17 protein-coding genes and 1 pseudogene are annotated in these 13,436 nt (G+C 73.6%); 10 read left to right on the top strand and 8 right to left on the bottom strand.

The window, feature by feature from the left end; translation table 11 throughout:
* The first annotated feature begins 66 nt into the window (after positions 1–66).
* A complete protein-coding gene (locus ACMCNO_RS17965) occupies positions 67–645 on the top strand; it encodes a DUF664 domain-containing protein (protein ID WP_412750591.1) in 579 nt (192 codons plus the stop codon).
* 18 nt (positions 646–663) lie between these two features.
* Here the strand turns inward: ACMCNO_RS17965 and ACMCNO_RS17960 are convergent, their stop codons facing one another.
* Positions 664–1,254 (bottom strand): GNAT family N-acetyltransferase, encoded by a 591-nt coding sequence (locus ACMCNO_RS17960; RefSeq protein WP_412750590.1) that lies wholly within the window; start codon positions 1,252–1,254, stop codon positions 664–666.
* 141 nt (positions 1,255–1,395) lie between these two features.
* Between ACMCNO_RS17960 and ACMCNO_RS17955 the strand changes: the two genes are divergently transcribed.
* The gene (locus tag ACMCNO_RS17955; RefSeq protein ID WP_412750589.1) at positions 1,396–1,755 is read left to right on the top strand and encodes a DUF6204 family protein; all 360 of its coding nucleotides are present in this window, start codon (positions 1,396–1,398) and stop codon (positions 1,753–1,755) included.
* Between the two features lie 12 nt (positions 1,756–1,767).
* On the opposite strand, the gene ACMCNO_RS17950 is transcribed toward ACMCNO_RS17955, so the two are convergent.
* Together ACMCNO_RS17950 and ACMCNO_RS17945 are read right to left on the bottom strand one after the other, a co-directional pair.
* Positions 1,768–2,334: a hypothetical protein gene (locus ACMCNO_RS17950; RefSeq protein WP_412750588.1), complete on the bottom strand. Its 567-nt coding sequence runs from the start codon at positions 2,332–2,334 to the stop codon at positions 1,768–1,770.
* Positions 2,327–2,938, bottom strand: coding sequence for a hypothetical protein (locus ACMCNO_RS17945; RefSeq protein ID WP_412750587.1), 612 nt, complete (start codon positions 2,936–2,938; stop codon positions 2,327–2,329). Before ACMCNO_RS17945 ends, ACMCNO_RS17950 begins: the two co-directional genes overlap by 8 nt.
* Positions 2,939–3,058: 120 nt before the next feature.
* On the opposite strand from ACMCNO_RS17945, the gene ACMCNO_RS17940 reads away from it, so the two are divergent.
* The 4 genes from ACMCNO_RS17940 to ACMCNO_RS17925 are packed head-to-tail and all read left to right on the top strand — an operon-like array spanning position 3,059 to position 6,600.
* Entirely contained in the window at positions 3,059–4,057 is a 999-nt protein-coding gene (locus ACMCNO_RS17940; RefSeq protein ID WP_412750586.1) for an ABC transporter ATP-binding protein, read from the top strand.
* A complete protein-coding gene (locus tag ACMCNO_RS17935; protein ID WP_412750585.1) occupies positions 4,054–4,833 on the top strand; it encodes an ABC transporter permease in 780 nt (259 codons plus the stop codon). Before ACMCNO_RS17940 ends, ACMCNO_RS17935 begins: the two co-directional genes overlap by 4 nt.
* A 22-nt stretch (positions 4,834–4,855) precedes the next feature.
* On the top strand, positions 4,856–5,992 hold the full coding sequence (locus ACMCNO_RS17930; protein ID WP_412750584.1) for a sensor histidine kinase: 1,137 nt from the start codon (positions 4,856–4,858) through the stop codon (positions 5,990–5,992).
* A complete protein-coding gene (locus ACMCNO_RS17925; RefSeq protein ID WP_412750583.1) occupies positions 5,989–6,600 on the top strand; it encodes a response regulator in 612 nt (203 codons plus the stop codon). Before ACMCNO_RS17930 ends, ACMCNO_RS17925 begins: the two co-directional genes overlap by 4 nt.
* A 74-nt stretch (positions 6,601–6,674) precedes the next feature.
* On the opposite strand, the gene ACMCNO_RS17920 is transcribed toward ACMCNO_RS17925, so the two are convergent.
* Together ACMCNO_RS17920 and ACMCNO_RS17915 are read right to left on the bottom strand one after the other, a co-directional pair.
* Positions 6,675–7,661, bottom strand: coding sequence for an NAD-dependent epimerase/dehydratase family protein (locus ACMCNO_RS17920; protein WP_412750582.1), 987 nt, complete (start codon positions 7,659–7,661; stop codon positions 6,675–6,677).
* Positions 7,662–7,773: 112 nt separating this feature from the next.
* Positions 7,774–8,250 (bottom strand): heme-degrading domain-containing protein, encoded by a 477-nt coding sequence (locus tag ACMCNO_RS17915; protein ID WP_412750581.1) that lies wholly within the window; start codon positions 8,248–8,250, stop codon positions 7,774–7,776.
* 181 nt (positions 8,251–8,431) lie between these two features.
* On the opposite strand from ACMCNO_RS17915, the gene ACMCNO_RS17910 reads away from it, so the two are divergent.
* Positions 8,432–9,223: an endonuclease/exonuclease/phosphatase family protein gene (locus tag ACMCNO_RS17910; protein WP_412750580.1), complete on the top strand. Its 792-nt coding sequence runs from the start codon at positions 8,432–8,434 to the stop codon at positions 9,221–9,223.
* A 6-nt stretch (positions 9,224–9,229) separates the two neighbouring features.
* On the opposite strand, the gene ACMCNO_RS17905 is transcribed toward ACMCNO_RS17910, so the two are convergent.
* The gene (locus tag ACMCNO_RS17905) at positions 9,230–9,742 is read right to left on the bottom strand and encodes a GNAT family N-acetyltransferase (protein WP_412750579.1); all 513 of its coding nucleotides are present in this window, start codon (positions 9,740–9,742) and stop codon (positions 9,230–9,232) included.
* Positions 9,743–9,822: 80 nt separating this feature from the next.
* On the opposite strand from ACMCNO_RS17905, the gene ACMCNO_RS17900 reads away from it, so the two are divergent.
* A complete protein-coding gene (locus ACMCNO_RS17900; protein ID WP_412750578.1) occupies positions 9,823–10,260 on the top strand; it encodes a MarR family winged helix-turn-helix transcriptional regulator in 438 nt (145 codons plus the stop codon).
* Positions 10,261–10,274: 14 nt separating this feature from the next.
* Positions 10,275–10,694 (top strand): organic hydroperoxide resistance protein, encoded by a 420-nt coding sequence (locus ACMCNO_RS17895; RefSeq protein WP_412750577.1) that lies wholly within the window; start codon positions 10,275–10,277, stop codon positions 10,692–10,694.
* Here ACMCNO_RS17895 and ACMCNO_RS17890 read toward each other — a convergent pair.
* Positions 10,689–11,669, bottom strand: a pseudogene (locus tag ACMCNO_RS17890) (tyrosine-type recombinase/integrase); the annotation flags it as partial. The gene ACMCNO_RS17895 and the pseudogene ACMCNO_RS17890 overlap by 6 nt on opposite strands.
* 181 nt (positions 11,670–11,850) lie before the next feature.
* Between ACMCNO_RS17890 and ACMCNO_RS17885 the strand changes: the two are divergent.
* On the top strand, positions 11,851–12,273 hold the full coding sequence (locus tag ACMCNO_RS17885; RefSeq protein WP_412750576.1) for a GNAT family N-acetyltransferase: 423 nt from the start codon (positions 11,851–11,853) through the stop codon (positions 12,271–12,273).
* A gap of 239 nt (positions 12,274–12,512) precedes the next feature.
* Here ACMCNO_RS17885 and ACMCNO_RS17880 read toward each other — a convergent pair whose 3' ends face one another.
* The gene (locus tag ACMCNO_RS17880) at positions 12,513–13,358 is read right to left on the bottom strand and encodes a hypothetical protein (RefSeq protein WP_412750575.1); all 846 of its coding nucleotides are present in this window, start codon (positions 13,356–13,358) and stop codon (positions 12,513–12,515) included.
* Between the last annotated feature and the right edge of the window lie 78 nt (positions 13,359–13,436).

Genomic DNA, 13,436 nt, shown 5'->3' with positions numbered 1-13,436 from the left:
GGCCGGCGCGGTGGGGGATCGCGGTCCGGCGGCGCCGGGGTCGTTAGTGCGGGCTAAGGTCTCGCCATGGGCGACAACGACACCCCGTGGGAACCGCCCCTCGCGGGCAGCGAGGCGGAGCAGCTCGTCGGTGCGCTCAACCGCCTGCGCACGACGTTCCGCTGGAAGGCTGACGCGCTCGACGCGGCCGGCCTGCGGACCCGCATCGGTTCCTCCCACCTGACGCTGGGTGGCCTGCTCAAGCACCTCGCGCTCGTCGAGGAGCACACGCTCGGCACCAAGCTCGACGGCACGCCGCTGGGCGCGCCGTGGGACACGGCCGACTGGGACGCCGACCCGGACTGGGAGTTCACCTCGGCCGCCGAGGACGCCCCGGAGCGGCTCTACACACTGTGGGATGTCGCCGTCGACCGGTCACGCGGGCGGCTCGATGCGGCCCTGTCCGGTGGGGGACTCGACCAGCCCGTCCACATCGCCGGGCCCGACGGCCGCCACCCCAGCCTGCGCCGTCTGCTGTGCGATCTGATCGAGGAGTACGGCCGGCACACCGGCCACGCCGACCTGCTCCGCGAGGCCGTCGACGGCCTGGTCGGTGAGGACCCTCCGCCCGGGTGGCGCGCCGGATCGGGCCGATTCGGCCGTTGAGGAAACGTCATGGCGTAATCACACCTGCGAGGTGCGGATACGGGCGTGCAGGTGCATGTCGTGGCGGCCGTCGGAGTGGATGGCGTCGCTGCGTTTAGTGCCCTCCAGCTGGAATCCGGCCTTCACGGCGACGCGGCAGGAGGCCTGGTTGCGGGTCGAGTGATCCAGGTGCAGGCGGTGGAAGCCGGCATCGCCGAGTACCCAGGCGCTCAGGGCTGCCAGCGCCCGGGGAGCCACCCCGGCGCCGCGGGCGGCCGGGAGCACCCAGTACCCGCACCCCGCAACGCCGTCGTCGAGATTCAGGCTCCCCATCGCCATCCGGCCGAGCACCTCGCCGCCGTCGTGGGTCACCGCCCAGCTCGCGCCCGTTTCCTGCGCCCAGTTCTGGCGGTACTGCTCGAACCACTGCCGCACCTCGTCCTCGGAGGCGGGCTGGCGGGTGTGCCAGTGCCGGATCGCCGGGTCCTGGTATGCGGCGTAGAAGGCGGCAGCGTCGCCGTGCTCCCAGGGGCGCAGGACCAGGTTGCCCGGCGCGCAGAGAACCGGTTGCGGGCCTGCGGCCAGGGCTCCGGCGGGGATGGCGGGTGGGGTGGAAAGCGACGGTCGCACCGCCCCATCCTTGCGCGTCATCAACGACAGGCAGCGCGGGCCCGACCGGCGCACGGAAATCCGGTCGCGCCACGGCCGGCGCTGCCTCGCGTACCGGGCAATTGCGGTGCGCGCGGCGGGGCAGCACCGTATGGTCGCCCGGTGAACAGCCGATCCCTGCGTGTCACCGTCCGCGGCGCATTCGCCGATCTCAGCGCCGAACAGCGCGCCGATCTGCTGGCCGATGCCGCCGCGCACGACGTTCTGCGCGCCGAGTACACCCGCGAAGGGCATCTGAGCTACGACGTGGCGGCCCGGCCGTTCTTCACGTTCCGGTTCGCCGACGAGGTCGACGTCGAGGACGAGATCCCGGCCGCGCAGGCCCGGGCGGTGGCAACCGCCGAGTCCTGGCTGACCACCCACGGGTACGGCTACCGGGATCTCACCGCGCAGACCGTGGACCTGTCGCAGCAGCCGATGGGCAAACGGCAGCGCCGGGAGGCGGCGCGCCGGGCCGACTGACCCGCGCGTCGACTACCGACGCTGATACCAGATCGTCTGGCCGGTGCGGTCGAACGCCTGCGGGCCGGCGAGCTGGTCGCGCGCGACGACCGCGGCGACGAAGGTGAGCTGCCGGTCCGGGTCCAGCCGTCGCGGCGTCAGCGTCTCGTCCGGCCCGCCGGTGGCGCTCAGCCGCACCTCGGTGATCGTGTCGGGCAGCACCGAGGCCACCAGCACCCGGTCGGAACCGACCCCGTCGACCTGCAGCAGCGGGGGCGGGCGCAGGTTCGTCGGGCGCGGTGTCTCCCCGGAGGACCACAGCATCGTCGCCGGACCCGGCGGCAGGTCCCAGTCGCGGTCGCACATCAGGGCCCGTTCCGCGCCGTCGACGCGGACCTGCAGGCACGGCCTGCCGTCCGGGTCGGCGACCAGGACCGACCAGCGGGTCTGCCCCAGCACGCCGCGCTCGACGAACCGGTACGGCACGGGCGGCGGTTCCGGGGGTGTGATCCATCGCATCAGGAGCAGCAGTCCGAGCCCCGCGGCCAGGACGGCCGCCGGCACCACGTAGTCCGTCCAGGGGCGCTCGGTGTCAGACAACGGGGATCTCCTGTCCGGCGGCGTCGAGGACCCGCAGGCTGGCGAAGGCGGCGCGGCCGCCGGTCGCGCGCAGGTCGACGGGCAGCCGCAGCCCGGTCAGGTGTATCCAGAAGGCCGGATGGTGCAGGGCGTCGTGGTGCTCGGCGGTGGCCTCGACGACCTGGCCGCCGGGCAGGGTGTACCGCACCCGCCGGGCGTCGTCGGGCAGCAGCCCGAACGCGACCACCTCCACGGCGTGGCTCCGGTCGTCGTCGAGCCGGTAGAACTGTTCGGTCACCGGCACCCAGGCGCCCGCCTCCGGCGGCCTGGCCCACGCGCAGTAGTGGCGCACGGTGTCTCTGCGGCGCTTGCGGGTCAGGGCGTCCAGGCAGCCGTCGGCGGCGTACACATCGACCCGGCTGCCGTCGTGGTAGCTGAACAGCGGGGGCTTGAGCCAGCGACCGATGTCGTCGGCGAACGACAGGCCCACCAACGCGACCACCAGGACGACGCCCGCGAACACCGGCATCAGCAGTCTCACCGTGTCCGGCAGGCGGTACATCCATGGCCACCACGACCGCAGCACCCACCGCCGGACGTCATGATCATCGATGTCGCCTCGCACGCCACGATCGTAAAGGTGGCTTACCAGCGGCCCACCGAGTGCCGATCCCTGACGAATGTCATGGCCGCGCCGTGACGCCCGGGCCAGGGCCGCCGTGCCGCGGCAGGTCAGGATGAATCCATGACCCTCACCGCCGCACCCGCGGACACGCCCGCCGCGTCCGCCCACCTCGCCGTCGCCCTCGACGGCGTCGTCAAACGCTTCGGCCCCGTCACCGCCGTCGACGGCATCGACCTGAGCATCCGCCCCGGTGAGGTGGTGGCACTGCTCGGCCCCAACGGCGCCGGCAAGACCAGCACCGTGGACATGCTGCTGGGCCTCTCACGCCCCGACGCCGGCACGGTCCGCGTGTACGGGCGCGCGCCGCAGGACGCGGTGGCGCTCGGCCTGGTCTCGGCGGTGATGCAGACCGGCGGGCTGCTCAAGGACTACACCGTCGCCGAGACCGTACGGCTGGTCGCCGCCCTGTTCGGCCGCCCGGCCCGGGACGCCGCCGACGCCCTCGAACGCGCCGGCATCGCCGAGATCGGCGCCCGGCTGGTCGGCAAGTGCTCCGGCGGGCAGCAGCAGCGGCTGCGCTTCGCGATGGCCCTGCTGCCCGACCCCGACCTGCTGATCCTCGACGAACCCACCACCGGCATGGACGTGGCGGGCCGCCACGACTTCTGGGACGCCATCCGCGAGGACGCCCGCGGCGGCCGTACCGTCATCTTCGCCACCCACTACCTGGAGGAGGCGGACGCGCACGCCGACCGGGTGGTGTTCGTGCGCCGCGGCCGCATCGTCGCCGACGGCACCGCCGCCGAGGTCAAGGCCCTGGCCGCGGGCCGTACCGTGCGCGCCACCTGGCCCGGCGCGGACCGCGACGCCCTGCTGGCGCTGCCCGGGGTGGACCGGGTGGACGTACGCGGCGACACCGTGCGGGTGCACGGCCGCGACACCGACGCGGTGGCCCGGCACCTGCTCACCGCCACCCCCGCCCGGGACCTGGAGATCACCTCCCGGAACCTGGAAGACGCCTTCCTCGCACTGACCGCTGACGACACCCCGGCCGCTGACGACACCCCGGCCGCCGACGCCACCCCGGCCGCCGACGCCACCGACGGGAGCAACCGATGAGCACCGCCACCACGACCCGCCGCCTGCCCCGCCTCGGCGGGTTCAGCCTGCCCGTCCTCGGCCTGGAACTGCGCCGCACACTGCGCAACAAACGCACCATCATCTTCACGCTGGTCATGCCGGCCGTGTTCTTCCTGCTGTTCGGCACGAACGACAGCTACCGCACCGAACGCGCAGGTGCCGGCAACGTCACCGGCTACGTGCTGATCAGCATGGCCGTGTACGGGGCGATGCTCGCCACCACCAGCGGCGGCGCCATGGTCAGCGTGGAACGCGCCGCCGGGTGGAGCCGCCAGCTGCGCCTGACCCCGCTGCGGCCCCTCGCGTACGTGGCGGTCAAGCTCACCCTCGCCATGATCATCGGCGCGGCCGCGGTGGCGGTCGCGTTCACCGTGGGCGCGTTCACCGGCGCGCAGCTGCCCGCCGCCGCCTGGCTGGAATGCGGGCTGCTGGCCTGGCTGTGCGCGCTGGTGTTCGCCGCGTTCGGGCTGTTCATGGGCTACCTGCTGCCCAGCGAGAACGTCATGCAGATCCTCGGCCCCGTGCTGGCCGTGCTGGCGTTCGCGGGCGGGCTGTTCGTACCGCCGGACATGCTCGGCCACACCTTCGCCACGATCGCGAAGTTCACCCCCGCGTACGGCGTCGGCGCGATCGCCCGCTACCCGCTGGTCCACGAAGGCAACCTGGCCGTGGCGATCGTCAACGTGGCGGCGTGGACGGCGGTGTTCGCGGCCGGCGCGATGTGGCGGTTCCGCCGCGACACCGCCCGCGTCTGAGCGGCCCGGTAGCGTGCGGGCGATGACGGCGGCGCACCCGCCGGAGCGCGGCAACCGGTACGGCTGGGCCTTCGCCGCGATCTGGCTGTTCTACCTCGGCGCGAACCTGCACGCCCTCCTGAACCATCCCGGCGGCTGGGCCCGCACCGTGGGCCTGGCCGCCCTCGCCGGGTTCGCCGGGCTGTACCTGGTCGCGGTGTCGGCACTGCGCGGGCTGCGCCGCGACGTGCCCTCCCGGCTGCGGGCGGACCCGCCCGACCCGGCGCCGCACCACAACGCCCGCCTGTGGGCGTACATCGCCGCCCTGCTCGTCCTGGCCGCCCTGCAGATACCCGGCGCCGGACACCACGCCCTGGCCTGCTCGGTGTACATCGCCTCCATCGCCCTGATGGGGCTGCCCCTGACCCAGGCCGTGCCGTTCGCCGCGGTCCTCGCCGTGGTCACCGAACTGCTGTCGCGGCTCGTGCCCGGCTGGGAGGACAACGGCTACGGGCTGGCCGTGCTGTTCGCCTGCGTCGCCACCTACGGCATCCGGCTCGCCGCCGAACGCCAGGCGCGGCTGCGCGCCGCCCAGCAGGAACTGGCCACGCTCGCGGTCGCCACCGAACGCGCCCGCATCGCCGCCGACCTGCACGACATCCTCGGCCATTCGCTGACGGTCGTGGCGGTGAAGGCGGAACTGGCGCAGCGGCTGCTCGACGTCGACCTCGACAAGGCCCGCACCGAGCTGCGGGACCTGGAAGCCCTGGCCCGCGACGCCCTGACCGACGTGCGCGCCACCGCGCTGGGCGTGCGCGGCATCTCCCTGCCCGGCGAGATCGCCGCCGCCCGGCAGGCCCTGGCCGCCGCGCACATCGCCGCGGACCTGCCCGGCGCCACCGACGAGGTGCCCACCGCCTACCGGGAACTGTTCGCGTGGACCATCCGGGAGGCGGTGACCAACGTGGTCCGCCACGCCCGCGCCGCGCACGTCGAGGTCCGCCTCACCCCGGCCCTCGTCGAGATCGTCGACGACGGGACGGCCGGCCCGGCCCCGGCCACCGACGGGCAGGGCCTGCGCGGGCTGCGCCGCCGCGCCGACGCCCTCGGCGCCACCCTGACCGTGGGGCGGCGCGAGAACACACCCGGATTCCGGGTACGGGTGGAGGTACCGTCATGATCCGACTGTTGCTGGCCGACGACCAGGCCCTGGTCCGCGGCGCCATGGCCGCCCTGCTGGACATGGAACCCGACCTGAGCGTGGTCGCCGAGGTCGGCCGCGGCGACGAGGTCCTCACCGCGGCCCGCACCCACCAGGCCGACGTCGCCCTGCTGGATGTCGAGATGCCCGGCCTGGACGGGGTCTCCGCCGCCCGGGAACTGCACCGGCAGCTGCCCGGCTGCAAGGTGCTCATGGTGACCACGTTCGGCCGGGCCGGATACCTGCGCCAGGCCATGGCGGCCGGCGCCGCCGGGTTCATCGTCAAGGACACCCCGGCCCGGCAGCTCGCCGACGCGGTCCGCCGCGTCCACCGGGGACTGCGGGTGGTCGATCCGGCGCTGGCCGCGCAGTCCCTGGCAAACGGCGACTCACCGCTGACCGAACGGGAGACCGACGTGCTGCGCGCCGCCCGCACCGGCGGCACGGTCGCCGACATCGCCCGGCAGCTGCACCTGTCCGAGGGCACGGTCCGCAACCACCTGTCGGCCGCGATCGGCAAGACCGGCACCCGCACCCGGGCGGAGGCCGTGCTCATGGCCGAGGACAACGGCTGGCTGCTGAGCTGACCCTCGGCGCGCCGCCCGCCGATCGCGCGGATCCCGGCAATCTCCCCGGCCGGCCGGGGCCGGGCCCGGCGTCGCTACCCGGCCAGCACCGCGGCCTCGACGGCGGAGTCCAGGCCCACCGTCGGCCGGTCCGGGCGTTGCGGCGCCACCCCGTCCACGCTCTGCAGCCACGCCCACGTGTCCGCGACCGTCTCGGCCACCGGGCGTACCCGAAGCCCCGCCGCCAGCGCCCGGCGCACATCGCTGCCGTGCAGCATCGTGTGCAGCGGGCCCGGGGGCAGCCACACCGGCAGCTGCGTCCACGGCTCGATCCCGGCGGCGAGGATCACGTCCGGATCGGTCCACCGCAACTCGGCGCGGCCGCCGGTGACCGCGTTCGCGGTCCGCAACAGCTCACCCATCGTGGTGTGCCCGCTGGGACTCACCACGTCGTACGCGCCGCCGCGGCCCTGCGCGGCCGCGTCCAGCACGAACACGGCCAGGTCCCGGGCGTCGACGTACTGCAACGCCAGATCGGCGGGCCCCGGCGCCAGCGTCGGCCCGCCCGCGGCCAGCCGCCCCAGCCACCACGGCAGCCGCCCGATGTCCTCGTACGGGCCGAGGATCAGCCCCGGGCGGGCCAGCAGCACCGCCGCGCCGAACTGCTGCGCCCCCAGCTCACCGCCGCGCTTGAGGGCCGCATAGTCCACGTCGTCACCCGCGTCGGCGCTGCCCTCGACCACGGGGCTGTCCTCGGTGAACGGCGCCGCCGCATCCATGCGGTACACCGACCGGCTCGACACGTACGTGTAGTGCCCGGCACGGCCGCGCAGCGCCCGGGCCGCGTCGCGGACCGCGGCCGGCGCCCCCGACCAGGTGTCCACCACCGCGTCCCAGTCGCCGCCGGCCAGCGCGGCGAGCCCATCCGGGTGGTGCCGGTCTCCGGTCAGCACCCGCACCGCGCCGCCGGGCGGGCGACGGTGGCCGCGGTTGAGCACGGTGACCTGGTGGCCGCGGTCCAGCGCGGCCTCGACGACGGCGCGGCCGACGAAGCCGGTACCGCCCAGCACGAGGAGTCTCATGCCGTGACCATGCCGGTTGCCGCGCTCCGCCGGGAAGATCTGCCTGCTGTCAGCGGATCCGCTCACAGCGCAATCCGCGCCGGGCCCGCTGACGGCGAGCGCCCCGGGTCGGTCAGCCTCCGGCCAGGTGTGCCTCGATCGCCTCCACCACCAGGGCGTGATCGTCGGCCTGGGGCAGCCCCGAGACCGTGACCACACCGACCACCCCCACGTCGCGGATCCGCACCGGGAACGCCCCGCCGTGCGCCGCGAAACGGGCCGGGTCCACGCCGTACCCCGCGTCCAGGGTGGCGCCCCGCGCGGCCAGGCGCCGGCCCACCCGGTACGACGACTCCGCGAACCGGTACACCACCCGTACCTTGCGCGCGATCCACGCGTCGTTGTCGGCGCTGCTGCCCGGCAGGGCGGCGTGGAACAACTGCTGGGTGCCGCGCCGGATGTCCACCGCGACCGGCAGGTTCCGGCCCGTGGCCAGCTCGACCAGCAGGCAGCCCAGCCGCCACGCGTCGGTGTTGTCGAAACGGGTGAAGACCAGGCGCTCTTCCTGCTCCCGCAACCGCCGCAGCAGCTCGCCGTCGTCGTCGCTCATGACGGCCATTGTCGCCCGCACTACCGCCCGCGGCGCCGCCGGACCGCGATCCCCAGCGCACCGACCAGGACGAACACCGTCATCGCGCAGCACGCCGCCTTGGCGAACACAACCCACCTCCGTCGGACCCCGGCCCGCCCACGACCCTAGCGACCCGCTGCCGGTCGCTAGGGTCGAGCCCGTGCACCTGGCCACCTTCAACCTGCTGCACGGCCGATCACTGTCCGACGGCGCCGTGCACGCCGACCGGGTCGCCGCCGCGGTCGCCGGGCTGAACGCCGACGTGCTGGGCCTGCAGGAGGTCGACCGCGCCCAGCCCCGCAGCGGACGGCTCGACCTGACCGCCCTCGCCGCCGACGCCCTCGGCGCCCGCACCCACCGCTTCGCCGCCACCATCGCCGGGACCCCCGGCCAGGCGTGGCAGCCCTGGCGGGCCGGCACCGACGACATCGGCCCCCAGTACGGCATCGCGCTGATCAGCCGCTATCGCGCCCGCCACTGGCAGCTCACCCGGCTGCCCGCCGCGCCGGTCCGCGCCCCGGTCTGGGTGCCCGGCCCGGGCGGGGGACCGGTGCTGGCCCGCGACGAGCCGCGGGTGCTGCTGGCCGCGGTGCTGGACACCCCGGCCGGACCGGTCACGGTGGCCACCACCCACCTGTCGTTCGTGCCGGGCTGGAATCTGCACCAGCTGCGCGCCGCCGTACGGGCGCTGCGCGCGCTGCCCGCGCCGCGAGTGCTGCTGGGCGACCTGAACCTGCCGGCATGGGCCGCCCGCGCGCTCACCGGGTGGCGGCCGCTGGGACGCGCCGCCACGTATCCCGGCCCGGCGCCGCGCATCCAGCTCGACCACGCGCTGGCCGACCGGCGTGACGCCGACCGGCTCGGGCCGGTGGTCCAGGTACGCGCCCCGCGGGTGCCGGTGTCGGACCACCGGCCGCTGGTGGTGCACCTCGACCCGCCGCACAGGCCCTGAGACCGGCTACGGGGCTGGTGTCGCGGGCCGGCGGAACACCAGCTCGAGCCCGTCCTCCTGATCCCACTGCTCTCCGATGCGCACGAACCCGGTACCCGACAGGGTGGCCAGTGACGCGGTGTTGTCCGGGCGGATGCTGGCCCGTACGGCCGCGACGGCCGGGTCCGCGTCGGCGCGGCGCAGCAGCTCGGTGAGGATGGCCCGGCCGTAGCCGCGGCGCCGGTAGGCCGGGTCCACCGAATACCCCAGCTCCACCGTGCCGTCGGCGTCGGGCGGGCCGTGGAAGCCGCCGTGGCCCACCACGACGTCCTCGTCGACCGCGACCGCCGCCCGGGCGATCCAGTCCGCGCTGGCCGGGTCGGCGAGGATCTGCTCGCGCCGGATCCGCCACAGCCACGCCTCGCTGACCAGGAACTGCGACAGCGGGTGTCCGGCGGCGGCACCGGCCGCGGGCAGGTCTCCGTCGATCAGGGCGCTCATGGCGGCGGGGGAGAGCCGCACAAATCGGATGATCGCCATCGGGTCATGATCACATGGGCGTGGTGATCACCGCCACCGTTCAGTTGTGCACAACTGAATTGCGCGCTAGGTTTCTGAGCATGGGTGAGACCACCGACCTCGAACAGATGATCTGCTTCAACCTCTACGCCGCCTCCCGGGCCGTGACCGCCCTCTACCGCCCCGCCCTCGACGCCCACGGCATCACCTACCCCCAGTACATCGCCCTGCGCGTCATCTGGCACCGCGGCGACATCACCGTCCGCGACCTCGGCCACGCCCTCGCCCTCGACAGCGGCACCCTCTCACCCCTGCTCAAACGACTCGAAGCCCAAGGCCTCATCACCCGCCGCCGCGGCACCGACGACGAACGCACCGTCTGGATCAGCCCCACCGACCGCGGCCGCGAACTGCACCACCAGGTCAGCGACCTCCCCGAACGACTCGCCTGCGCCGTCGACCTCAGCACCGAGGAATTCCGGCAACTGCACCACCTGCTCAGCCGCGTCCGCGACTCCGCAGCCAGCCACACCATCTGAAGGGACCCCCTCACATGCAGGTGCTCTACACCGCCTCCGCCACCGCCAGCGGCGACGGCCGCAGCGGCCACGTCCGCTCCAGCGACGGCGTCCTCGACCACAGCCTCGCCGTACCCAAGGAACTGGGCGGACCCGGCGGCGAGCGCACCAACCCCGAGCAGCTCTTCGCCGCCGGCTACGCCGCCTGCTTCCACAGCGCCCTCAAGACCGTCGCCCGCACCCAGAAGATCATCCTCAACGACACCGCCATCACCGTCGACGTCGGCATCGGCCCCAACGGCGACGGCGGCTACGGCCTCACCGCCACCATCGAAGCCGAACTACCCGGCCTCGACGAAACCACCGCCCTCGCCCTGCTCAACCAGGCCCACCAGGTCTGCCCCTACTCCAACGCCACCCGCGGCAACGTCGAGGTCACCATCAACCTCGCCTGACACCCGGCCCAGCGCGCGGTTCGTGCGGTTCGCCCGCACGGCCGCGCGCTGCTGCGCCGCCGTCACCTCGATGTACGCCTGCGACGTCGCCAACGACGCATGCCCCAGCAACCGCATGATCTCCGACGCGCTCGCCCCGTCCTCCGCCAGCCGCGTCGCGAACGTATGCCGCAACGCGTGCAGACGCGCCCCCCGCGGCACCCGGTCGGTGATCCCCGCCCGCCGGTAACACGACTCCACCAGATACTGCAGCCCACCACGCCGCAACGGCTCCCCCCGCCGATCCACCAGCAACGGCGCCGACGGCACCACCCACCGCCGGCCGAACCGCGCCCCCACACTGTCCACATACCACCCCAGCGCCGCGGAAAGCTCCGGCTCCACCGGCACCGCCCGGGGCCGCCCACCCTTGCCCAGCACGTCCAGCCGCTGCTCGCCGACCCGCCCCACCAGCGAACCCACCCGTAGCCCCAGCAGCTCCGACAGGCGCAGGCCCGCGCACAGCGCCAGCCCCAGCACCGCCACGTCGCGCTGCGGCCACGGATCGCGCTGCCGGGCGTCCGGGCGGCGCACCGCGTCCAGCAGCCGCTCCGGCGTGTCCTCGCCGCGCAACGGTTTGGGGGAGGGGGCCACCAGACGGGGCCTGTCGACGGCGGGCATCGGGTTGCCCACCGCGATGCCGTCGGCGACCAGGAACCGGAAGAACGAATTCCAGGCCGACCATCCGCGGTACACCGAGGCGGGTGCCCGGCCCGCCGCGAACGCCGCGAACCCGGCCCGCAGCACCCGGGGGGAGAGGTCGGCCAGCACGACCCGGTCGTGGGCGACCGCGAGATGCTCGGCCACCAGGGCCAGCACGGACTCCAGATCCCGGCGGTACGCGGCGAGCGTGTGCTCGGAGGGCTTGCTGGTGGCCCGGGACGCGAGGAATTCGCCGATCAAGCCGTGTACGGAGACGTCGTTCCCATGCTGCATAAGACATATTATGCAGCATGTAGGGATAAATGGGAATCTACGGGACATTTCTCCGGGGTGTCGGCGACGCCCGTCGGGCACCGGAATGCGCCCGCCGGGCCACCCGGGAAACCGGCCCAGCGCGACGCCACGGGAGCGTGCCCGCCCGGGGCCGGCCGCGTGCTCACATAGACTCCGCCGGATGATCGTGCGGATGGGCGGTGGGGCGGACGTGTCGGCGCTCGCGGACCTGCGGGACATCGGACCCGACGCGATCGAGGCGTTCGCCGGCTGGATGGCCGACCACGCGGAGACGCACCTGCCGTTCGTCGCCGAGGTCGACGGGTACGTGGTCGGCTGCGCCTGGCTGCTCGTCGCGGAACGGGTGCCCGGCAACGGGTCGCTGGACCGGCGGTACGGCGACATCCAGTCGGTCATGGTCCGCGAGGCGTACCGTGCCCGGGGCGTCGGCGCCGCGCTGATGGCCGCGATCCTGGCCGAGGCCCGCACCCGGGGCCTGGTGCACGTGACCGTCCACTCCGGCCGCCGCGCGGTCGACTTCTACCTGCGCACCGGCTTCAGCCACCACCGCCAGCTCCTGCTCTGGGAGCCGGCGGTGGGGTGAGCGGACCTGTCGGGGGCGTCCCGCGCGGGACAGGTTTACATAATGTGCATTATCGACCAGCGAGTAGCGGTCAGTCGGACAGTCCCCGCCTGCCCGTCAACCTCGAACTCGTCGAACGGGTACAGCGACTCGCCGCCAGCCACGGAACCGACTCCGGGTAGGGTGCACCCGCACTCCGAGACCTCGCCTGGGCACTGCCCGGTGGCGCGGCGGCGTCGGGACCGGCGTGATCTCCGGGTTCAGCCGTTGAAGTTGTCCCAGCCGAAGCCCACATCACGTAGATCGCGCAGCGCCGAACGCTGCCGGCTGGCGACGGAGAGCTGAACTCCGTCGTCGGGATACGCCATGGCGACCAGACCGGGCGCTACGTAGAAGCGGGTGTGTTCCGCGGGGAATGTCGCCGGTCGTAGGGGCACCGGGGTCATCCGCTCCGCGAATCGCTCCAGCTGCTCCCCCGTGATCGAGGCGCCGCCGGTGAACGGCGCTGAGAACACCGCCTCGGCGAGCGCGAACTGCAGAAGGAAGCCGCTCAACCGTTCCGCCTCCGGTTCCTCCTCGCTCTCGTCCCACACCACTGGGTCATCGTCGGTAGGGTCGATCGACTTCTCCCACGCACCCTGGTTCTCGACAGCGAAAACGACCCTTGTCGGGTCCTCGTCGGAGCCGGTCAGGCGAAGCCGGTCAGGCCGGTAGATTTCGTTCTGCCTCCCATAGATCACCGGTTTCTGGGCGGCGATCTCGTAGAAGGCCCGCAACGGCTCGGGCAGTCCCGTCGGCGCCTGATGCGGCGGTGGAGATGCCGGGACGTCGGCATACCAGCTGGCGAGGAAGCCGCTCAGAGCAGCGCTCCGGTCCCGGGGAAGTTCGTCCAGCCAGCCGATGCCCGGCAGGCTCAGCACCGGAACGGGCCGCGCGCGATCCGGCACGTCGAATGGCAACGGCTCTTCCAGGGCGAAGTCACACCGCCGTAGGGAGCCGAGGGTGCTGTGGCGGGCTGTCTCGCGGAGTTCGCCCAGCGGGATGAGGCCCTCGCGCAGGCGCACGTATCCGAGGCGCGGGACGTGGCGGACGCCGAGCCATTCCACCACCGGGAACGGGAAAGGTTCCCGCAGCACGACGCCGGAACCAGTGCGTAGTCCTCGATCACCCGGTGATCATAGAAG

This window comes from Krasilnikovia sp. M28-CT-15, assembly GCF_047159595.1.
In the GTDB taxonomy this organism is placed as follows: Bacteria; Actinomycetota; Actinomycetes; order Mycobacteriales; family Micromonosporaceae; genus Actinoplanes.
The sequence above is the reverse complement of the archived record's forward strand: the minus strand, read 5'-3'. Positions and strand labels throughout refer to the sequence as shown.